Origin of the sequence: Stenotrophomonas maltophilia, assembly GCF_006974125.1 — a bacterium.
GTDB classification, from domain to species: Bacteria; Pseudomonadota; Gammaproteobacteria; order Xanthomonadales; family Xanthomonadaceae; genus Stenotrophomonas; species Stenotrophomonas maltophilia_O.
In genome coordinates this window covers 2834848-2854004 of sequence record NZ_CP037858.1, presented here as the reverse complement: position 1 = coordinate 2854004, position 19157 = coordinate 2834848, and the positions used below count along the sequence as shown (strand labels likewise).

Annotated in this window: 16 protein-coding genes and 1 riboswitch; of the genes, 9 read left to right on the top strand and 7 right to left on the bottom strand. The window is 67.2% G+C overall.

Features of this window, described 5'->3' with window-relative positions:
- Nucleotides 1-17 precede the first annotated feature (17 nt).
- Both metK and EZ304_RS12860 read left to right on the top strand, forming a co-directional pair.
- Nucleotides 18-1229, top strand: coding sequence for a methionine adenosyltransferase (metK, locus tag EZ304_RS12865; protein WP_010481882.1), 1212 nt, complete (start codon nucleotides 18-20; stop codon nucleotides 1227-1229).
- 139 nt (nucleotides 1230-1368) lie between these two features.
- Nucleotides 1369-1875, top strand: a complete 507-nt coding sequence (locus tag EZ304_RS12860) for an acyl-CoA thioesterase (protein WP_099553699.1) — start codon at nucleotides 1369-1371, stop codon at nucleotides 1873-1875.
- Between the two features lie 116 nt (nucleotides 1876-1991).
- Here EZ304_RS12860 and ppc read toward each other — a convergent pair whose 3' ends face one another.
- Entirely contained in the window at nucleotides 1992-4703 is a 2712-nt protein-coding gene (gene ppc / locus EZ304_RS12855) for a phosphoenolpyruvate carboxylase (protein WP_142808102.1), read from the bottom strand.
- Nucleotides 4704-4875: 172 nt separating this feature from the next.
- Nucleotides 4876-7392, bottom strand: coding sequence for a S9 family peptidase (locus tag EZ304_RS12850; protein WP_142807262.1), 2517 nt, complete (start codon nucleotides 7390-7392; stop codon nucleotides 4876-4878).
- A 120-nt stretch (nucleotides 7393-7512) separates the two neighbouring features.
- A riboswitch (S-adenosyl-L-homocysteine riboswitch) is annotated at nucleotides 7513-7596 on the top strand.
- A gap of 36 nt (nucleotides 7597-7632) precedes the next feature.
- Here EZ304_RS12850 and ahcY point away from each other — a divergent pair.
- From ahcY to EZ304_RS12835, 3 genes are all read left to right on the top strand, one after another.
- Nucleotides 7633-9078 (top strand): adenosylhomocysteinase, encoded by a 1446-nt coding sequence (ahcY, locus tag EZ304_RS12845; protein WP_004154241.1) that lies wholly within the window; start codon nucleotides 7633-7635, stop codon nucleotides 9076-9078.
- A 263-nt stretch (nucleotides 9079-9341) separates the two neighbouring features.
- Nucleotides 9342-9815, top strand: coding sequence for a Cys-tRNA(Pro) deacylase (gene ybaK / locus EZ304_RS12840; protein WP_099553644.1), 474 nt, complete (start codon nucleotides 9342-9344; stop codon nucleotides 9813-9815).
- A complete protein-coding gene (locus EZ304_RS12835; protein ID WP_142807261.1) occupies nucleotides 9815-10300 on the top strand; it encodes a hypothetical protein in 486 nt (161 codons plus the stop codon). Before ybaK ends, EZ304_RS12835 begins: the two co-directional genes overlap by 1 nt.
- A gap of 104 nt (nucleotides 10301-10404) precedes the next feature.
- Here the strand turns inward: EZ304_RS12835 and EZ304_RS12830 are convergent, their stop codons facing one another.
- A complete protein-coding gene (locus EZ304_RS12830; protein ID WP_185959182.1) occupies nucleotides 10405-11040 on the bottom strand; it encodes an energy transducer TonB in 636 nt (211 codons plus the stop codon).
- Between the two features lie 102 nt (nucleotides 11041-11142).
- Complete coding sequence (locus EZ304_RS12825) at nucleotides 11143-11700, bottom strand: DUF3228 family protein (protein ID WP_099553638.1); 558 nt, start codon at nucleotides 11698-11700, stop codon at nucleotides 11143-11145.
- A gap of 106 nt (nucleotides 11701-11806) precedes the next feature.
- Here EZ304_RS12825 and EZ304_RS12820 point away from each other — a divergent pair, with 106 nt between their 5' ends.
- Genes EZ304_RS12820 through EZ304_RS12805 form a run of 4 tightly spaced genes read left to right on the top strand, consistent with a single transcriptional unit; the run spans nucleotide 11807 to nucleotide 16396 of the window.
- Complete coding sequence (locus EZ304_RS12820; RefSeq protein WP_142807260.1) at nucleotides 11807-12937, top strand: type 1 glutamine amidotransferase domain-containing protein; 1131 nt, start codon at nucleotides 11807-11809, stop codon at nucleotides 12935-12937.
- 2 nt (nucleotides 12938-12939) lie between these two features.
- Nucleotides 12940-13629 carry a response regulator transcription factor gene (locus tag EZ304_RS12815; RefSeq protein ID WP_099553635.1) on the top strand — a complete coding sequence of 230 codons (690 nt, stop codon included), beginning with the start codon at nucleotides 12940-12942 and terminating at the stop codon, nucleotides 13627-13629.
- A complete protein-coding gene (locus EZ304_RS12810; RefSeq protein WP_142807259.1) occupies nucleotides 13626-14918 on the top strand; it encodes a sensor histidine kinase in 1293 nt (430 codons plus the stop codon). The genes EZ304_RS12815 and EZ304_RS12810 overlap by 4 nt, the downstream gene beginning before the upstream one ends.
- Nucleotides 14915-16396, top strand: a complete 1482-nt coding sequence (locus tag EZ304_RS12805) for an amidohydrolase family protein (RefSeq protein WP_142807258.1) — start codon at nucleotides 14915-14917, stop codon at nucleotides 16394-16396. The genes EZ304_RS12810 and EZ304_RS12805 overlap by 4 nt, the downstream gene beginning before the upstream one ends.
- A 6-nt stretch (nucleotides 16397-16402) precedes the next feature.
- Here the strand turns inward: EZ304_RS12805 and EZ304_RS12800 are convergent, their stop codons facing one another.
- From EZ304_RS12800 to EZ304_RS12790, 3 genes are read right to left on the bottom strand one after another with little or no spacing between them, the layout of a single operon-like run.
- Nucleotides 16403-17134 carry a LytR/AlgR family response regulator transcription factor gene (locus tag EZ304_RS12800; protein WP_142807257.1) on the bottom strand — a complete coding sequence of 244 codons (732 nt, stop codon included), beginning with the start codon at nucleotides 17132-17134 and terminating at the stop codon, nucleotides 16403-16405.
- Nucleotides 17131-18180, bottom strand: a complete 1050-nt coding sequence (locus tag EZ304_RS12795) for a sensor histidine kinase (RefSeq protein WP_099553626.1) — start codon at nucleotides 18178-18180, stop codon at nucleotides 17131-17133. The genes EZ304_RS12800 and EZ304_RS12795 overlap by 4 nt, the downstream gene beginning before the upstream one ends.
- Before the next feature lie 36 nt (nucleotides 18181-18216).
- Nucleotides 18217-19143, bottom strand: a complete 927-nt coding sequence (locus EZ304_RS12790) for an alpha/beta fold hydrolase (protein ID WP_099553624.1) — start codon at nucleotides 19141-19143, stop codon at nucleotides 18217-18219.
- Between the last annotated feature and the right edge of the window lie 14 nt (nucleotides 19144-19157).

The window sequence follows — 19157 nt, the reverse complement described above, 5'->3', positions numbered from 1 at the left end:
AAGGGATATTACGCCTGATGTCCAGCTATCTCTTCACCTCCGAGTCGGTCTCCGAAGGCCATCCGGACAAGGTTGCCGACCAGATCTCCGATGCGGTGCTGGACGCGATCCTGACCCAGGACCAGCGCGCCCGCGTGGCCTGCGAGACCATGGTCAAGACCGGTGTTGCCATTGTCGCCGGTGAAATCACCACCAGCGCCTGGATCGACCTGGAAGCGCTGACCCGCAAGGTCATCACGGACATCGGCTACGACAGCTCCGACGTCGGCTTCGATGGCGCCACCTGCGGCGTGCTGAACCTGATCGGCAAGCAGTCGCCGCACATCGCCCAGGGCGTGGATCGCAAGAAGCCGGAAGAAATGGGCGCTGGCGACCAGGGCCTGATGTTCGGCTATGCCACCAACGAGACCGACAGCTACATGCCGGCTGCGATCCACCTGTCGCACCGCCTGGTCGAGCAGCAGGCCAAGATCCGCAAGAAGAAGAACTCGCCGCTGTCGTGGCTGCGCCCGGACGCCAAGAGCCAGGTCACCCTGCGCTATGAAAACGGCGTGGTCTCGGCCATCGACGCCGTGGTCCTGTCGACCCAGCACGCCCCGGGCATCAAGCAGAAGGACCTCATCGAGGCCGTCCGCGAAGAGATCATCAAGCCGGTGCTGCCGGCCAAGTGGCTGCACAAGGGCACCAAGTTCCACATCAACCCGACCGGCAAGTTCGAGATCGGCGGCCCGGTGGGCGACTGCGGCCTGACCGGCCGCAAGATCATCGTCGACACCTACGGCGGCTGGGCCCGTCACGGTGGTGGCGCCTTCTCCGGCAAGGACCCGTCCAAGGTCGACCGTTCGGCAGCCTACGCGGCCCGCTACGTCGCCAAGAACGTGGTTGCCGCCGGCCTGGCCGACCGCTGCGAAGTGCAGGTCTCCTACGCCATTGGCGTGGCTGAGCCGACCTCGATCTCGGTCACCACCTTCGGCACCGGCAAGATCAGCGACGACAAGATCGAGAAGCTGATCCGCAAGCACTTCGACCTGCGCCCGTACGGCATCATCAAGATGCTGGACCTGGTGCACCCGATGTACCAGCAGACCGCGGCCTATGGCCACTTCGGCCGCAAGCCGAAGGAGTTCAGCTACCTCAACGGCGAAGGCGAGACCGTCAACGCCACGGCCTTCTCCTGGGAGAAGACCGACCGCGCCGCCGCCCTGCGCGCCGATGCGAAGCTGAAGTAAGAAACACGAAGGGCCGCGCAAGCGGCCCTTCTGCTTTCGGTAGAGCCGGCCGCTGGCCGGCTTTTTCATGGCCTCCGGCAACAATCGCGTGGTTGCCGGCCAGCAGCCGGCACTACCCGGTTGTCGATACAATCGGCCCATGTCGACCGAACTCAAAACCCACCAGCTGTCCATGACCGTGCTGATGTCGCCGGAGATGGCCAATTTCTCCGGCAAGGTCCACGGCGGCGCCGTCCTGCGCCTGCTCGACCAGGTGGCCTACGCCTGTGCCAGCCGCTATGCCGGCAGCTACGTGGTCACCCTGTCGGTGGACCAGGTGATGTTCCGCCAGCCGATCGCAGTGGGCGAACTGGTCACCTTCCTGGCCTCGGTGAACTACACCGGCACCTCGTCGATGGAGATCGGCATCAAGGTGGTGGCCGAGGACATCCTCAAGCGCAGCGTGCGCCACGCCAACAGCTGCTTCTTCACCATGGTGGCAGTGGACGAGGAAGGCCGGCCGACGCCGGTCCCGCCCTTGCAGCCGGCGACGTCGGACGAGAAGCGCCGCCAGGCCGCCGCGCAGATCCGCCGCCAGCTGCGCCAGGAAATGGAGCAGCGCCATCTGGAACTGCTGGCGTCGAACCCGCCGTCGCCGGAGGAATGAGGTAGTGCCGGCCGCTGGCCGGCAACCTCGCGCGCGCTGGCAGACATCATGAGGTTGCCGGCCAGCGGCCGGCACTACCCTTTCGAACTCGCCGGGCCATGCCCGGCGGATGCGGATCAACCGGTGTTCTGCACGCCCTGCGAAACGCCATTCACGCACGCCACCAGCGCACGCAGCAGATCGTCATCCTCGCGACCGCTGGCCCGCCAGCGCTGCAGCAGATCCACCTGCAGCACGCTGATCGGATCGACGTAGGGATTACGCAGGCGGATCGACAGCGCCAGCCGCGCATCGTGGTCCAGCAGTGTCTTCTGGTCCATCAATGCCAGCAGCCAGTGCCGGGTGAGTTCCAGTTCGCGCTGCACCTGCGGAAAGAAGCGCCCGTGCAGGTCGCCCGACAACAGCGAGAACTGCTCGGCGATGGTGATATCGCCCTTGGACAGCACCATCGCGATGTCATCCAGGAAGGTGCGGAAGAACGGCCAGTCACGCGCCATTTCGCGCAGGGTCTGTTCGTGGCCGGCATCAACCGCCGCCTGCAGGCCACTGCCCACGCCGTACCAGCCGGGAATCACCGCCCGCGCCTGGCTCCAGGCAAACACCCAGGGAATCGCACGGAGGTTGCCCAGCGCGGCGTCCTGGCCGAGCCGGCGCGATGGCCGCGAGCCCAGCGTCATGCGTTCGATCACGTCGATCGGCGTGGCGGTGCGGAAGTAGTCCATGAAACCGGCCTGGCCGACGAAGCCACGGTAGACCTCGCTGCTGGCCGCAGCCACCGCGTCCATCACCGGTCGCCAGTCACCCTCGCGCGGCTCGGCGGCGCGCGGGCGCAGGCTGGCGCGCAGCACCGCACCGGTGGCCTGCTCCAGCGAGCGCAGGGCCAGCGCACGGATGCCGTACTTGCGATGGATCACCTCGCCCTGCTCGGTCACCCGCAGGCGGCCATCAATGCTGCCGCGCGGCGACGCATCGACCGCGTGCGTGGTCTTGCCACCGCCACGGCTGATCGAGCCGCCACGGCCATGGAAGAAGGTCAGCCGGATGTCGGCCTCGGCCGCCACTTCCAGCAGTTCCACCTGTGCACGCTGCAGGCCCCAGCGCGAGGCCGCGATACCGCCGTCCTTGCTGCTGTCCGAATAGCCGAGCATCACCATCTGCACGTCGTCGCGTGCTTGCAGGTGCGCGCGATAGATGGGGTCGGCCAGCAGGTCACGCAGGGTCGCGGTGCCGCGCTTGAGATCATCCACCGTCTCGAACAGAGGGGCGATGTCCAGCGGCACTGCACCGCCCTCCTCTACCAGGCCGCCACGGCGTGCCAGCGCCAGCACCGCCAGCACGTCGCTGCGGTCGTGCGCCATCGAGATGATGTAGCTGCCCAGCGCATCGCTGCCATGCCGCGCACGCGCATCGGCCAGCGCGGCGAACACCGCATCCAGCCGCTGGTTGCCCTCGTCGTCGCCGTTGGGCAATGCCGTTTCACCGCTGGCATGCGGGCTCAGCAGCCGCGCACGGCCCACCGCATCCAGCGCCTGCCAGGCCTCCTCGCCGCCCAGCACGGCGGCCAGTGCGCGCGCATGCACGCTCGACTCCTGGCGCACATCCAGCCGCGCCAGATGGAAGCCGAACGTCTTTACCCGCCACAGCAGGCGCTGCACGGCAAAGCCGCCGGCATGTTCGCCGCGATTGGCGCGCAGGCTGTCGAGGATCAGCTGCAGGTCGTCGATCACTTCGGCGGGGCCAGCGTAGGCACCCTCGCCATCGTCCAGCGTCGCCTGCAGGCGTGCGCGCATGCGGTCGTTGAGCAGGCGGTACGGCATGTCGGCGTGGCGCGGGCGCGACTGCACCTGCGGCAGCAGCTGCTGGTACTGCACCACGCGCGCCTGCAGCGCATCGCTCACGCCCACCCGCTCGGTGGACTGGCTGAGCAGGCTGGCCAGCTGCAGCAGTTCCTTCTGGTAGCGCCCGAGTACCGCCTGCCGCTGCGCATCCAGCGTATTGCGGATGGTGTGGGCATCCACGTTCGGGTTGCCGTCCATGTCGCCGCCCACCCACGTACCGAAGCGCAGCAGGCGCGGCAGCGGCAGTTCTTCGCCGTAGGTATCGCGCAGCGCCTGCTGCAGCGATTCGTACAGCACCGGAATCACCCGGTACAGCACCTGCACCAGATAGAAGCCGACGTGCTCGCGCTCGTCATCGACGGTAGGCCGCACCGGCGAGGAATCGGTGGTCTGCCACGAAGCGGTCAGCGCCATGCGGAAGCGCGCAGCATCGGCGGCCGCTTCCCCCGGCGTGCGCTGGCCGTCGAGGTTGTCGACCAGGCTGGCCACCATCAGCTGCTCTTTCTCCAGCAGCGCACGGCGCACGGCTTCGGTCGGGTGCGCGGTGAACACCGGTTCGATGTCGATGCGCGGCAGCCACTGCGCCAGCTCATCCAGGCCCACGCCCTGCGCCTTCAGGTGCTGCAGCGCATCCTGCAGGCCGTCGGGCTGCGCCCCAGCGGTACCGGCGCGCTGGTAGTCACGGCGGCGGCGGATGCGATGCACGCGCTCAGCGATGTTGACCACCTGGAAGTAGGTGCTGAAGGCCCGCACCATGGTCTCGGCCTGCTGCGGCGTGCGCCCGGCCAGGCCATCGGCCAGCTCCGACAGCGGCGCCTGGTTTTCGCGGCGGGCGATGGCGCGGGTGCGCACGTCCTCGACGTCATCAAGAAACGCTGCCGAAACCTGTTCGACCAGCAGGTCACCGACCAGTGCGCCAAGCCGGCGCACGTCATCGCGGAGCGGAAGATCGGGAGAAGCAAATTCGATGCTGCTGCGGTACTCGTTCATCGGCGACGCACAGGCCTCGGTCAACGGATCCAGGCCCCAAGCCTATCCCAGATCGGGCGTCGTGCTGCGATGCAAAAATGGTTTCATCTGGTAGTGCCGGCCGCTGGCCGGCAACCTCAGGTTGCATGGCTCCATGAGGTTGCCGGCCAGCGGCCGGCACTACCGGGTCACGTCAGCGCTTCTTCTTCGCCTTGCCCTGCTCGGCCGGGCCGATGGTCTGCTCCAGCCAGCGCTCGCTCTCAGCCAGCATGGTCATGATCGATTCGCGTGCGCGATAGGCATGCGATTCGTTCGGCAGCATCACCAGCCGCGCGGTGCCACCCAGGCCCTTCACCGCCGCGAACATGCGCTCGCTCTGCATCGGGAACGTGCCGGAGTTGTTGTCGTCCACGCCGTGGATGAAGAGGATCGGATCCTTGATCTTGTCGGCGTAGTTGAACGGCGCCATCTTCTGGTAGACGTCCTGCGCCTGCCAGTAATTGCGTTCCTCGGCCTGGAAACCGAACGGCGTGAGTGTGCGGTTGTAGGCGCCGCTGCGGGCGATGCCGGCCTTGAACAGGCGGGTGTGCGCCAGCAGGTTGGCGGTCATGAACGCACCGTAGGAATGGCCGCCGATGGCGATGTGATCGCGATCGGTCACGCCACGACGCACCACTTCATCCACCGCTGCCTGCGCGTTGGCCACCAGCTGTTCGATGTAGGTGTCGTTCGGCTCCTTGTCGCCCTCACCGATGATCGGCATCGACGGGCTGGCCAGAACCACATAACCCTTGGCCAGGAACGCCTGCGGGCCCCAGTAGCTGACCGCATTGAAGCGGTACGGCGAATCGGTCACCTGGCTGGCCGCAGCCGCGCTCTTGAACTCGCCCGGGTAGGCCCACATCAGCAACGGTCGCGGGCCGTCGCGCTTCGGGTCGTAGCCCGGCGGCAGCAGCAGGGTCGCGGTCAGGTCGACGCCGTCCTTGCGCTTGTAGCGGATCTGCTCCTTCTGCACGCCCTTCAGCTGCGGCAGCGGATGGGCGAAGTGGGTCAATGCGCGCGGCTGGGTGGCCGCATCGGCCAGCGACTGCACGTAGAAGTTGGCCGGCTCGTCCGGGCTCTCGCGGCTCAGCAGCAGCGAGCTGCCCTGGTTGTCCAGCAATGCCACCGGCAGCGAGTAGCTCGGCGCCTGCGAGTGGAACAGGCGGGTGGCCTTGCCACTGGCGATGTCGAAGCGGTCCACGAACGGACGGTCACCTTCCGGCGAAGCACCGGCACCGGCCAGATACAGGCTGCTGCCATCGGCGCTGGTCTGCAGCAGCGAGCGACCACGATCGTCGCTGGACAACTGCGGACGGCCCGGATCGGAATAGCGGTCCTGCGCGTCACGATCCCACAGCAGGCGAGGCTCGGCACCGGCGTTGTCCGGGGCGATCAGCCAGGTCTTGGTCCTGCGGGTCTTCCACCACGACTCGGTCAGCAGGGCCAGGTCACCGCGGCCCCAGCTGATGCTGGCCAGGCGGCTGCCAAGCTGGGCCAGGGTGACCGGCGGTTTGTCGAACGGGGCGGCCTGCATCAGCACCGCATCGCGCACCTTGGCCTCCCTGTTCGGGTCGCCGCCGTCCTGCGCTTCGGCCCAGACCAGGGTGGCATCGGCATCGCCGCGCCAGCGGATGTCACGCACGCCGGTCACTTCGGCGTCGTTGCCGGTCGGCAAACCTTCCACCAGCGGGCGCACGGCCACGGTGTGCACCAGCTTGCCGCTGGCACGGTCGATCACTTCAATGCGTCGCGGGAAGCTGTCCACCGGCACCACGTAGGAATACGGGCGCTGCACCGGCTGGCGCAGCACGAAGCGGCCATCCGGCGACACCGCAAAGCCCATGAAGATGCCGGCCGCGCCGATCGCGCGGGTGCTGCCATCCAGGCTGACTTCCATCGGCTGGGTGGTGGCGTAGTAATCGAACTGGCGCGCGTCGGCCTCGTTCTTCAGCAGATCCTGGTAGGTACGGATCGACACCACGCCGCCGCCCTGGCTGGTCTGCTGCACGGCCGGGCCGGTCGGAATGCCGTCGGCGGCCGGGGCCGCACCGAGGTTGGCCGGGCGGGTGAACACCACCAGGCCGCGGCTGTCCGGAAGCCACTGGTAGCCGCTGCCGATCACCGTGTTCAGGCCGGCAACCAGGCGGCGGGCACTGCCACCGGCCACGTCCACCAGCCACAGTTCATTGGCGCCACTGGCGGCGTCGATCTGGTTGAAGGCCAGCCACTTCTGGTCCGGCGACCACATCACACTGGCAATCGACAGCTTGGCCGGCAGGCCGCTGATCTGCCGCTCCTTGCCGTCGGCCACGTTCATCAGCCACAGCTTCTCGCCGAAGCTGAAGCGGCTGTCGGAGAACGTGCGCGGGTTGATGCGCAGGCCGGCCAGCTTCAGTTCCGGCTGCGCCACCACCTGGATCGAAGGCAGCGACGGCATCTGCATCATCGCGGCCACGTCGCGGCGCGGCGACAGGTACAACGAGGGCGCACGGGGCGCATCCACCACCGCCTGCAGCGCCGCCGACGGCAGTTCGTAGCCGTTGACGCCCTGGGCCTGTGCGGCCGCGGGCTGCGGCGCTGCCGCCCAGGCCAGCGGGGCCACCGCCAGCAGTCCCATCGACAGGACCAGGCCGGTCCAGCGCCGGTTGCGGCGCGCGTGCATGTTCATCGTTCCACCTGTGTGATGCGTGAAAACACCGACCTTAACAGGCCGTGCACGCGATCCCACCTGCCGATGGTTGGGTCATCCCGATGTCATGCCGGGGCCGCGATATAATGGGGGTTCTCCCCTGCCGAGGGGCGCTGCGACCGGATCCCATGAGGCCCGGCCAGGCTCGGTAAGGTGGCTTTGTAACAACGGCGCCCGGCTAGATGCGAGCACCCGCTCGCCCACAACCGGAGCACACGAATGAACGCTGTTGCCAAGACCTTCTCCACCGAAGGTGATTACAAGATCCGCGATATCACGCTGGCCGACTGGGGCCGCAAGGAACTGGACATCGCCGAGCACGAAATGCCGGGCCTGATGTCGATCCGCCGCAAGTACCAGGCCGAGCTGCCGCTGAAGGGCGTGCGCGTGACCGGCTCGCTGCACATGACCATCCAGACCGCGGTGCTGATCGAGACCCTGAAGGACATCGGCGCCGACGTGCGCTGGGCCTCGTGCAACATCTTCTCGACCCAGGACCACGCTGCCGCGGCCATCGCCGCCACCGGCACCCCGGTGTTCGCCTGGAAGGGCGAGACCCTGGAAGAGTACTGGGACTGCACCCTGGACGCGCTGACCTTCACCCTGGCCGACGGCACCCTGACCGGCCCGGAGCTGGTGGTGGACGACGGCGGTGACGTGACCCTGCTGATCCACAAGGGCTACGAACTGGAAAACGGCAGTGACTGGGTCAACACCGCCTCGTCCTCGCACGAAGAACAGGTCATCAAGAACCTGCTCAAGCGCGTCGCCAAGGAGCGCCCGGGTTACTGGGGCCGCGTGGTCAAGGACTGGAAGGGCGTCTCCGAAGAGACCACCACCGGCGTGCACCGCCTGTACCAGCTGGCCCAGGCCGGCACCCTGCTGATCCCGGCGATCAACGTCAACGACTCGGTCACCAAGAGCAAGTTCGACAACCTGTACGGCTGCCGCGAATCGCTGGCCGATGGCCTGAAGCGCGCGATGGACGTGATGCTGGCCGGCAAGGTGGCCGTGGTCTGCGGCTACGGCGACGTCGGCAAGGGCTGCGCCGCCTCGCTGCGTGCTTACGGCGCGCGCGTGATCGTCACCGAGATCGACCCGATCTGCGCCCTGCAGGCGGCGATGGAAGGCTATGAAGTCAACACCATCGAATCGACCCTGGGCCGTGCCGACCTGTACGTCACCACCACCGGCAACAAGGACATCATCCGCATCGAGCACCTCAGCGCGATGAAGGACCAGGCCATCGTCTGCAACATCGGCCACTTCGACAACGAGATCCAGGTCGATGCGCTGGTGTCGTTCGCCGGCATCAAGCACGTCAACATCAAGCCGCAGGTGGACAAGTACATCTTCCCGAACGGCAACGCGATCTTCCTGCTGGCCGAAGGCCGCCTGGTGAACCTGGGCTGCGCCACCGGCCACCCGAGCTTCGTGATGTCCAACAGCTTCGCCAACCAGACCCTGGCACAGATCGACCTGTGGGCGAACAAGGACAGCTACGAGAAGAAGGTCTACCTGCTGCCGAAGAAGCTGGACGAAGAAGTGGCTCGCCTGCACCTGGAAAAGATCGGCGTGAAGCTGACCACCCTGAGCCAGGAACAGGCCGACTACATCGGCGTACCGGTGGAAGGCCCGTTCAAGCCGGACCACTACCGCTACTGATGCCCTGCGCGGTGCCGGCCAGCGGCCGGCACTACCAGCGTGCGCGGGGTCGGATCCCTTTCCGCAGGAAGGGGTTCTGCCCCCAGCAACGGATGCACACGGAACGGGCGCCTTCGGGCGCCCGTTCTGCGTTCGCGTGTGGTCATACACCACGTATCCACCCAACCCACAGTAGATCCACGCCATGCGTGGATGTTCCCCACCAGAGCGGGGACAACAGCCTCGGTCAAGGCAAGGCCTTCACCCCGCGCTACGATGCGCCCATGACCCCGGCCATCAACCTCCTCAAGCGCGAGAAGATCGCCCACACCGTGCGCAGCTACGTGCACGACGCCCACGCCGAATCGTATGGCGGCGAAGCCGTCGACAAGCTCGGCCTCGATCCGGCCCAGGTGTTCAAGACCCTGCTGGCCAGCACCGAAACCCATGAATTGCTCGTTGCAATCGTGCCGGTGGCCGGCCAGCTGGACCTGAAGGCATTGGCCGAAGCGGCCGGCTGCAAGAAGTGCGAGATGGCTGCTGCTGACGCCGCACAGCGCGCGACCGGTTATCTGGTCGGTGGCATCAGCCCGCTCGGGCAGAAGAAGCGCCTGCGCACCTTCCTGGACGCCAGCGCGCAGGCATTGCCCAACCTGCATGTCAGCGCCGGACGCCGTGGCCTGGAAGTGGAACTGGCACCCACCGATCTGCTGCGGCTGACCGCCGGCCACTACGCCGCGATCGGCAAGGCACGTTGATGCGCTGGCCGTGGTCCGCAACGCCGTCGCCCCGGCTTGAGGATGCTCAGGCCGACGTCCTGCTGCAGGACCTGCTGTCGCGTGACGGCAAACGCATCACCGACGCCGCGCGCACGGTCGCACGGCTGTTCACCGCGTCCTCGCTGGATGCATTGGCCGCGCATGCAGACCTGATCGAACAGCGCTGCCAGGGCGTCGCGCTCGGCGGCATGCTGATCAGCAACCAGGCCCACCTCAAGGCCGCGCTGCAACGATTGCGCTACTGGCAGGCGCGTGAAGGATGCCTGTGCGCACTCAATCCCCGCTACCCGTTCTTCGATCCGCGTCGCCTGATCGAACAAGGGCAGATGCGGCGGCTCTCGTTGCAGGAGGCCGAGGATGGTTGGGGCGATTGCCATACCGTTGCCTGCACGCACTGCAGCCAGCATTGGCAGGCCATCGACCGCGAGTACCACTACCCGTGGTGGGAATGGAACGCCGTCTGAAGGCCAAGCAGCCACGCATGGCGTGGCTCTACTGCGGTCCGTACATCCACGCCACACGTGGACGGCATAGCCTCGCGTTGATCCACGCCATGCGTGGATGCCGTTCAATCCACGAACTCATACCGCATCGGCACGCGAACGATGGTCAGCGCCGGCACCGTGCTTTGGGCATCGCCACGCACGAAATGCCAACCACGCAGCTCTTCCACGGCCGCCTCGTCCAGCACCGCATGGCCACTGGAGGTCTCCACGATCACCGCAGCCACTATGCCGTGCGAATCGATCAGTGCCTTGAGCAGGCTGCGCCCGGAAAGCCCCTGCTCCATGGCTTCGCGTGGATAGCGCGGCAGCTTTCCGCGCGGTTGCATCCAGGGAACACCTTCGCCAGCGAACAGATCCTGGCTGCTACGCGCAGCACATCGCTTCGGTGTGCGCAGCAACAGTGATGGCCGCAGGTTGTCTACCGTCACCTCCGCGGGCGCCTCGCAGGCATGCTGCGTGAGCACTTCCAACATCTGCCGCTGCCGAAGCAGCCCTTGGCTGTCGCTGGCCGTCACCTCGACAAGGCAACGACCGTCGCTGGGCTGCATCGACAGCGCGGTCACCCCGGCATCGCGCAGCCCAGGCAGGGCCGCCAATGGCGCGCACGCGGTGTCGGCAGCAGGCTTGGCCGCCAGCACCGTGGCGGCGGGCAACACGCCAACCAGCAACACCGGAATCATCCTTGCCCAGATATCCATGCCCTGCCCTTTGGGGGGTCTGCCTGCCCCGATCATAGCGGGCGCATGGGGCCGGATGACCGGGCCAGAGCCCAGCGGTGCAGGGGGTCCAACCCAGGCCGGTTACGGCCGCCAGTTGGCGTTGCTTTCCCAGAAGGCGACCGAGCGCTGATAGGCCTCGCGATCCAGTGACACGCCGGAGCCACCCTCCTCCACCCCCAGCGCATTGCGCATCATCGTGATCGGCGCCATCGGCACCTCTTCCGGCTCGGCGGTGTAGATGCAGCCGACGATGCCCCAGTCGGCCTCGATCGGTGAACCTTCCCTGGCCAGCTGTTCGGCGCTGTACAGGATCACCACCAGGTAGTTCGCACGCGGCGATTCCACGCCTTCGAACCAACGCACCAGCACCGGCAGCTCTTCACGATTGCGCGCCTCGTAGCCGCTGCGCAGCAGGTGACGGTTGGCATCGGTAATCGGCACCGTCAGGCAGCGTGTGCTGGTCCAGTTCTCGTAGACGAACAGCTTGCAGAATGGCGCGTAGCCCTCGAGCACCTTCATCGGCGCGTGTGCGTTGAGGTGGGCTTCAAACTGCTCGGCAGTGCAGTCCTGGATGGTGTTGCCGCGCGGCACGCGCGGGAACAGGCGGGGACGGGCGAATTCGGTGAGGACGATGGACATGGCATGCCGCGTACGGAAACAGGCACTCAGGGTAGCGCCCGCAGGGCTTGAAGTCTGCTTCACATCGACCAGCCACCCTGCTGGCACATCCCCTGGAGAACCCTGCATGCGCCGCTTCCGCCACGCCCTGCTGTCTTCGCTCCTTGCCGCTCTGCCCCTGCCCGCTCTGGGCGCGCCTTCACCGCCTGATGCATCGCCACGCGTCCTGTTGGTGGTCAGCAGCGAAGGACGTGATCAGGGCAAGTCCCGTCCGGGCTTCGAGATGGACGAGTTCGCCCAGGCCTGGCTGATCCTCAGGCAGAACGGATTCGAGATCGACGTGGCGAGCCCCAAAGGGGGCGCTGTCGAAGCAGACAGGTACAACCCCGATGAGGCCTTCAATGCTGCTGTCATTGCCGATTCGCAGGCCATGGCCAAGCTGGCGGCAACCCTGCCCACCGCGCAGCTGCGCGCGAACGACTATGAGGGCGTACTGGTGATTGGCGGCAAGGGCGCGATGTTCGATCTTCCCGCCGATCCCGCGCTGCGCGACACGATTGCCGCCATATGGGAATCGGGCGGGCTGGTGGCGGCGGTCTGCCATGGTCCGGCGGCGCTGGCAGGGGTACGCCTGGCCGATGGACGCTCTCTGGTGGACGGCCGCGCCATGACCGGCTTCACGGAAGAGGAAGAGTCGTTGTTCGGCAAGCGCTGGGCGAAGGAGTTCACCTTCCAGCTTGAACCGCGCATGCGGGAGCTGGGCGCACACTGGCAGGAGGCACCGCTGATGATGCCCAAGGTCGTAGTCGATGGACGCCTGCTGACCGGTCAGAACCCGTTCTCGACCGCTGCACTGGCTGACGCCTTCGTGCGCGCCAGCGGGCGTGTGCCACTGGCACGCCAGGCATGGCGCGATGAACGCAGCATGGCGCTGGTGGAGCAGCACCTGCAGCAGCGCGATGGGCAGGCGGCGCGAATACTGGCACAGCGCCCGTCCGACCATCACGTCGAGCTGATCGGCATGCTGGGCTTCTACCAGCTGAAAGCGGCAAAGGACGCCACTGCAACCACCGACGCGCTGGCCATCATGCAGCTGGCCAGCCCGCATATGGACGAGCCAAGGCTGCAGGTCGCGATGGCAGAAGCACACTGGCGCCTGGGCCGGACCGATCTGGCCCGTTCGCAGGTACTGGCTGTGCTGGAAAAGCAGCCCGGTCTGGACGAAGCTAGCGCTCTCCTGGCCCGCATGCAGCCCTGACCATGGACGCCGAGCGCCTGCGCCTGCAGTTGATTGAAGACAACCTGCCGTTGGCATCGACCATCGTCGACATGCTGCAGTCGCACGGCCATCTGGTCGATTTTGCCGCCGACGGCCAGGCTGGCCTGCGTCTGGCGCTGGCGTCACCGCCGGATGTACTGCTGCTGGATATCGGGCTGCCCGGCATCGACGGCGTCACCATCTGCCAGAGACTGCGTGAATGCAGCGACCGGCACATCCCCGTCCTGATGCTGACCGCACGCGACGCGATTGGTGACAAGTTGCAGGGCTTCGCGGCCGGCGCAGACGACTATCTGGTCAAGCCGTTCGATGACGCGGAGCTGCTTGCCCGCTGCCTCGCCCTCGCCCGTCGCCACCGCGTTGGCCAGGCGAACCTGCTGCAGGTGGGCCCGCTGAGCATCGATCGCCGCAGCGGCCAGGCATCGCGTGCGGGCACGCCGCTGGAGTTGCCACAGGTGGCGCAACGCATCCTGCTCATTCTGGCCGAGGCGTGGCCACGCACCGTCACCCGCAGCGAGCTGGTGCAGCGGTTGTGGGGCGATGAAGCGCCGCCCTCCGATCCACTGCGCTCGCATCTCTACCTGCTGCGCCAGGCGCTGGACAAGCCGTTCGAAGGCGAGATGCTGCGCACCGTTCACGGCGTCGGCTTCCGCTTGGAGGCAGCGCCATGAAAGCACGCCCGGTCCAGCACCTGCGCCGCCGCCTCGCCGTCGCCTTTACTGCGTTCGCCCTGCTCATCGCCACGGTGTTCGGGCTGTACTCGCTGGTTTTCATGTATGCCGTCGAGGACAGCCTGTTCAATGCCCAGCTGGCGCGCGAAGCTCAGGCACAGCTTGCCCACCATGCGCGCGATGGTCGCTGGCGCACGCCGGCCGACGCCGCCGTCCAGCTGCATACCTCACCGTCGACATTTCCCGCCGACCTGCACCGGGTGTTCGCCGATGAACCCTGGCGCTCGGAATTCGCTGGCGATGACGGGCGCCATTACCATCTCTTGCGGCTCACGCCAGCGGCATCGGCCCCACCGGCGTGGCTGGTGTCTGAAGTCAGCAGCCAACTGGTGGTACGGCCGATCCGCGACAACGTGGTGATGCTGCTTGCCGGCACTGCGCTGGTGATGGTGCTGTTGGCGATCCTGCTCGGCAGGTGGCTGGCCCATCGCGTCACACGCCGGCTGTATGCGCTGGTCGAAGAGGTCGAGATACTGCAGCCGATGACCGGCCACGGCACGGAACTTGCCGCACGCTTCGATGGCGACGAGATCGGCGTGCTGGCACGTGCGCTGGACGGACTGTCGGCACGGGTCGCCGCCTTCGTCGCGCGCGAGCATGCGTTCACCCGTGATGCCAGCCATGAACTGCGCACTCCGCTGACCGTCATCTCCAGCGCGGCGGGCCAACTGCTCGGCGAACCCGGGTTGTCGGAGCGCGGCCGGCAGCACGTGCAGCACATCCGCCTGTCTGCACTGCAGCTGCAACGGGCTGTGACCGCGCTGCTGGCCCTGGCGCGCGAGGAACCCGCAGGTCACTGCGCCGGGCCGGTCAGGCTGGTTCCGCTGCTGGAACGTGTGATTGTCGAACAGTCGCCCTTGCTGGCGTCGCGGCCGGTGCAGGTACAGCTTGTGGTACCCGACGACGCCACGCTGCGTGCTCCCGAGGCGGCGCTGCACGTGGTACTGGCCAACCTGATCGGCAATGCCTTCGCACACACCGCCCATGGGCAGGTGCTGATCGCGTTGGACGCAGGACACCTGCTGGTGCATAACACCACAGACACCACACCATCGCTGGGCAATTGGCCCGAACCACGCCCGTTCGACAAGCGCGCGGGAAGCAGGGGCAGCGGATTGGGCCTGGAAATCATGCGGCGGCTGTGCAGTCACTATGGTCTGCACCTGGACATCCGGGTCGAACGCGATGGTGTCAGTGCACGCCTGCGCGGCCAGGCCAGCGGCCCATGAGGCGCCTGCTGCGCGCACTGCTGGCGGCCCTGCCGGTGCTGCCCTTGGCCTTCGTGGCGGCGCTGCTCTGGCCCCTGCGCGGAGCACCGCTGCCGGAGGCGGGCAACAGCCGCGTGATCGCCAACGTGCGGGTGGTGGACATCGCGCGCGGGCAGGCCAGCGAACCCACCACGGTGACTGTGCGCAACGGCCTCATCACCGCCATCGGCGAAGACGCACATGACGCGGCATTGCCCGTGCTTGATGGCGGTGGCCGCTGGCTGTTGCCGGGCTTCTGGGACATGCACACCCATGCGCTGCAACTGTCACCGCAGTTGCAGTTCCCGCTGATGCTGGCCAACGGCATCACTGGTACCCGCGACATGATGGACTGCCCGCAGGCTACCGATCCGCTGATCGCCTGCGTGGCCGACAAGCGCCGCTGGACCGCACAGGCCATTGCCGGGCAGCAGGTTGCACCGCGCTTCGTGCAGATCGCCAGTTTCTACTTCGAAGATCCGTCACTCGCGCCGGATGCCGCGGCTGCGCGTGCACGCACGTACAGCGCACGCGGTGTCGACGCGCTGAAGGTCTACAACCGGCTGCGTGCGGATACCTACCAGCGGCTGGCCACCGAGGCGCAGCAGCTGCGCCGTCCGCTGGTCGGCCACCTGCCCAGGGCCGTGCCTCTGGAAGACGCGATGCAGGCAGGCCAGCGCAGCTTCGAACACGCCCATCTGTTCGTGCGGCATTGCTTCGAAAACGCAGCCGCCTGGCGTGGCGGCGCGCTCGACGGCGAAGACCCGACCAAACTGGCCGAACGTATGGTGGCCAGTCACCAGCCCGCGCTCTGCAACAAGGCGTTCGGTTTGATGCAGGCCAGCGGTGCCGCGTTCGTACCGACCCATGTCACCCGCGAAGAGGACGCGCGCGCACGCGACCCCGCCTTCGCCGACGACCCGCGCCTGGCCTATCTGGATCCGCTCTCACGCTGGGCGTGGCGTGATGACCTGCAGGCCACCGTGGCGCGCTACCCCGGCCCGCGCGGTGAAACTGCATTGAAGGCCTACTTTGAGCATGGCCTGGTGCTCACCGGCGCCGCGCATCGCGCAGGCGTCCCCGTGCTGGTCGGTACCGATACCGGGTTGGGCGGCTTCCGCTACCACGATGAACTGCAATGGCTGCGGCACGCCGGCATGAGCCGGGCCGACGTACTGCGTGCGGCCACGCTGCAGGCCGCGCGTCATCTGCAGCTGCAGGCATCACATGGCAGCGTCGAGGTTGGCAAGGCCGCCGATCTGGTGCTCCTCGATGGCGACCCGCTGCAGGACACCGCAAACACCCGTCGCATCCACGCGGTGCTGCTGGCCGGCCACCTGTACGATCGCCCGCGGCTGGATGCCCTGCTGGCGTATGCGCGTTCACAGGCACGCTCACCAGCGGTGATGGCGCGCCTGCTGTGGGGCTTCCTCACCAGCCCGGTCAGCGCCGAGCTGTAGCCGCAGCTATAACGCCATGCGCTCGCGCAGTTCGCGCGCCTGCCGCCGCGACACGTCCACTTCACTGCCGTCGTCCAGCGTCAGATCGTAGCCATCGGCAATACTTGGCGTTACGCCACGAATGCGGCGCAGGTTGACCAGCGTATTGCGGTTGGCGCGGAAGAAAATCTCTGCCGGCAGGCGTGCTTCCAGCGCACTCAGGCTGCGGGTCAGCAGGGCATTCTGGTCGCGGAACCACAGCCGCGTGTAGTTGCCATCCACCACCAGCCGGCGGATCTCGGACACCGCCACGAACCAGCAGCGTTCGCCCTCGCGCACGAACACCTGGTCCTGCGCAGCCAGCGTGCTGCGCGAATCCGATGCTCCGGCCGAAACCACTTCGCGCTGACGTGCCCGCTCCAGCGCCTCCAGCAGCCGCGGCGCTTCCACCGGCTTCACCAGATAGTCCAGCGCATTGGCCTGGAAGGCGCGCACGGCATAGGTGTCGTAGGCGGTGACGAATACCACCGCCGGCACCGTCTCCAGGCCGTCCAGCACATCGAAACCACTGCCGGAAGGCATCTGCACGTCCAGCAGCACCAGGTCCGGCGCCAGCGTGGCGATCGCCTCGCGTGCGGCGGGCACGTCGTCGGCTTCGCCCACGCACTGCACCCAGGGCAGCGCCGACAGCAGCGTGCGAAGCTCCTGGCGCGCCAGCCGTGCGTCATCGACGATCAGTACACGAAGTACGCCACTCATTGCGGAATCTCCAGCAGGGCCTGCATGCGATCGCCGACCGGCTGCAGGTTGAAACGCCCGCGCGAACCGAGCTGCGCACGCAGATAGGCCAGGCCGACGCCATGCCCGTGGGTGGGCTCGCCGGCGCTGCCCAACGGGTTGTCCACCTGCAGGCGCAACACGTGGTCGTCCAACGTGGCCCGGATCTCTATCCCGCCACCGCCGGGGCGACTGGCTATGCCATGCTTGATCGCATTTTCCACCAGCAGCTGCAGTGCCATCGCCGGCAATTGTGCCTGCAGTGCGCCGGCATCGATGTGCTGGTTTACCTGCAGGCGCTGCTCGAAGTGGATCGCCTCGATGGCCAGGTAATCGTCCACTACCGCCAGTTCCTCGGCCAGCGTGACCTGCTCGCTGCGGTTGTGCGCCAGCGCCTGGCGCAGCGTGCGCGACAGGCGGGTGACCATGTCGCGCGCACGCTCGGGATCTTCCAGGATCAGCGCGCGCAGGTTGTTCAGCGCATTGAACATGAAATGCGGGTTGAGCCGTGCGCGAAGAGCATCGCGCTCCAACGTGCTGCGCTCGGCCTCGGCGCGCAGGCGGGCCAGCTCACTGTGGCGGGCCCGGCGCAAACCGTGCAGGCCTGCCCACAGGCCCGTCCACATCAGCAGGAACAGTGCGGTGTTCATCCAGTACACCAGCAACGACGACCACTGGTAATCCGCGTGGCCGCCAGGCAGCTGCACCCAGCCCAGCGCCAGTGCCGGCAGCAGCAGCGCGGCAGTCACCGCCTGCGCGACGCTGGCGCCGAGCACCACACCGGCAGCCAGTTTCAACACCAGGCTTCCCAGGCTGCCCTCCCACCAGTGCTGGCGTAGTGCAACCGCGCGCAGCGTGCCGCTGCACAACCACAGGCAGGCGGCCACGCTGACGGTGATCAGCACGATGCCGCTGAACACCACGCCGCCACCGATCCGCATCCCGACCCACAGCCCGTACATCGCATAGCCAGCCCATGCCAGTGCATTGAGCGTCCAGAAGCGGCGGGATGACGTGGTGGCGTCCATGCGGGCTCTCGGCGATGGCAGGAGGGCGGACAGCGGTCAGGGATGCGCGGCGAGGAAACGCTGCACCTGTTCCTGCAACCAGCGCGGATCATCCCACATCAGGAAGTGGAATCCCTGCGCGCTCATCTCGATCTGCACGTCCTGCAGTTTCGCGTACTGGGCCTGGAACACCGCGCGGGTGCTTTCCTCGGTGCCACCCATCGGCTGGTAACCGGCCCAGCTGCCCAGCACCAGCGTCGGCACGCTGATCGAGGCGATGCTGTTACGCAGATCGGTGGTCATCACCGCGTGCATGGCGTCAGCCGTGGTCTGGCGGTCGCTGGCTTCGCCCCAGCGACCCAGTTCGGCCTGGCGCTGCGGATCGCGGGTCATGCCTGGCAGGCCGGCCTTCAGCTGCGCTTGCCACTGCGCGGCATCGGCGGCGAGCATGCCCTTGCGCAGCTGGTCGGCCATCGGCCGCACGCTGTCTGCGGTGGCGTTCGGGTCACGCGCCGCCGGCAGGAACGGCAATGCATCAACCACCACCAGCGCGCTGACCGCCTTCGGCTCGGCCTGTGCCATCTGCAGGCCCAGCAGGCCGCCGAGGCTGTGGCCGACCACCACCACCGGGCCCAGCTGCTGGTCATGCAGGTAGGCCAGCAACTGGCCGCGCATCGCCGGCAGGAATCCAGCCGGGCGCGGATCGGCAGGAGCCGCGCCGGCAAAGCCCGGCAGCTGCACCAGATGGCACTGCACGTCCTTCAGCGCCAGGCACGTCTCGCGCCAGACCTCGGCACTGCTGTTGAGGCCGGGGATCAGCAGTAGCGGGCGGCCCTTGCCGACCACCTCGACCTGCACCTTGCCGGTGCCGGTGGCGGCCGTCGCATGGGCCGAACCGGAGCCCAGCACGGCCATCGCCATGCCGATCATCGCCAGCCGGGCCAGCGCCTTCATTGCGTACCAGAGTGCCAGGAAGATCTTCATCGTCTGCTCCTTCA

Coding starts and splice junctions, on each gene's coding strand:
- EZ304_RS12830 (WP_185959182.1), bottom strand. CDS start 11,040: ATGGATATCTGGGCAAGGATGATTCCGGTGTTGCTGGTTGGCGTGTTG.
- EZ304_RS12825 (WP_099553638.1), bottom strand. CDS start 11,700: ATGTCCATCGTCCTCACCGAATTCGCCCGTCCCCGCCTGTTCCCGCGC.
- EZ304_RS12800 (WP_142807257.1), bottom strand. CDS start 17,134: ATGAGTGGCGTACTTCGTGTACTGATCGTCGATGACGCACGGCTGGCG.
- metK (WP_010481882.1), top strand. CDS start 18: ATGTCCAGCTATCTCTTCACCTCCGAGTCGGTCTCCGAAGGCCATCCG.
- EZ304_RS12860 (WP_099553699.1), top strand. CDS start 1,369: ATGTCGACCGAACTCAAAACCCACCAGCTGTCCATGACCGTGCTGATG.
- EZ304_RS12795 (WP_099553626.1), bottom strand. CDS start 18,180: ATGGACGCCACCACGTCATCCCGCCGCTTCTGGACGCTCAATGCACTG.
- ppc (WP_142808102.1), bottom strand. CDS start 4,703: ATGAACGAGTACCGCAGCAGCATCGAATTTGCTTCTCCCGATCTTCCG.
- EZ304_RS12790 (WP_099553624.1), bottom strand. CDS start 19,143: ATGAAGATCTTCCTGGCACTCTGGTACGCAATGAAGGCGCTGGCCCGG.
- ahcY (WP_004154241.1), top strand. CDS start 7,633: ATGAACGCTGTTGCCAAGACCTTCTCCACCGAAGGTGATTACAAGATC.
- EZ304_RS12835 (WP_142807261.1), top strand. CDS start 9,815: ATGCGCTGGCCGTGGTCCGCAACGCCGTCGCCCCGGCTTGAGGATGCT.
- EZ304_RS12810 (WP_142807259.1), top strand. CDS start 13,626: ATGAAAGCACGCCCGGTCCAGCACCTGCGCCGCCGCCTCGCCGTCGCC.
- EZ304_RS12815 (WP_099553635.1), top strand. CDS start 12,940: ATGGACGCCGAGCGCCTGCGCCTGCAGTTGATTGAAGACAACCTGCCG.
- EZ304_RS12805 (WP_142807258.1), top strand. CDS start 14,915: ATGAGGCGCCTGCTGCGCGCACTGCTGGCGGCCCTGCCGGTGCTGCCC.
- EZ304_RS12850 (WP_142807262.1), bottom strand. CDS start 7,392: ATGAACATGCACGCGCGCCGCAACCGGCGCTGGACCGGCCTGGTCCTG.
- ybaK (WP_099553644.1), top strand. CDS start 9,342: ATGACCCCGGCCATCAACCTCCTCAAGCGCGAGAAGATCGCCCACACC.
- EZ304_RS12820 (WP_142807260.1), top strand. CDS start 11,807: ATGCGCCGCTTCCGCCACGCCCTGCTGTCTTCGCTCCTTGCCGCTCTG.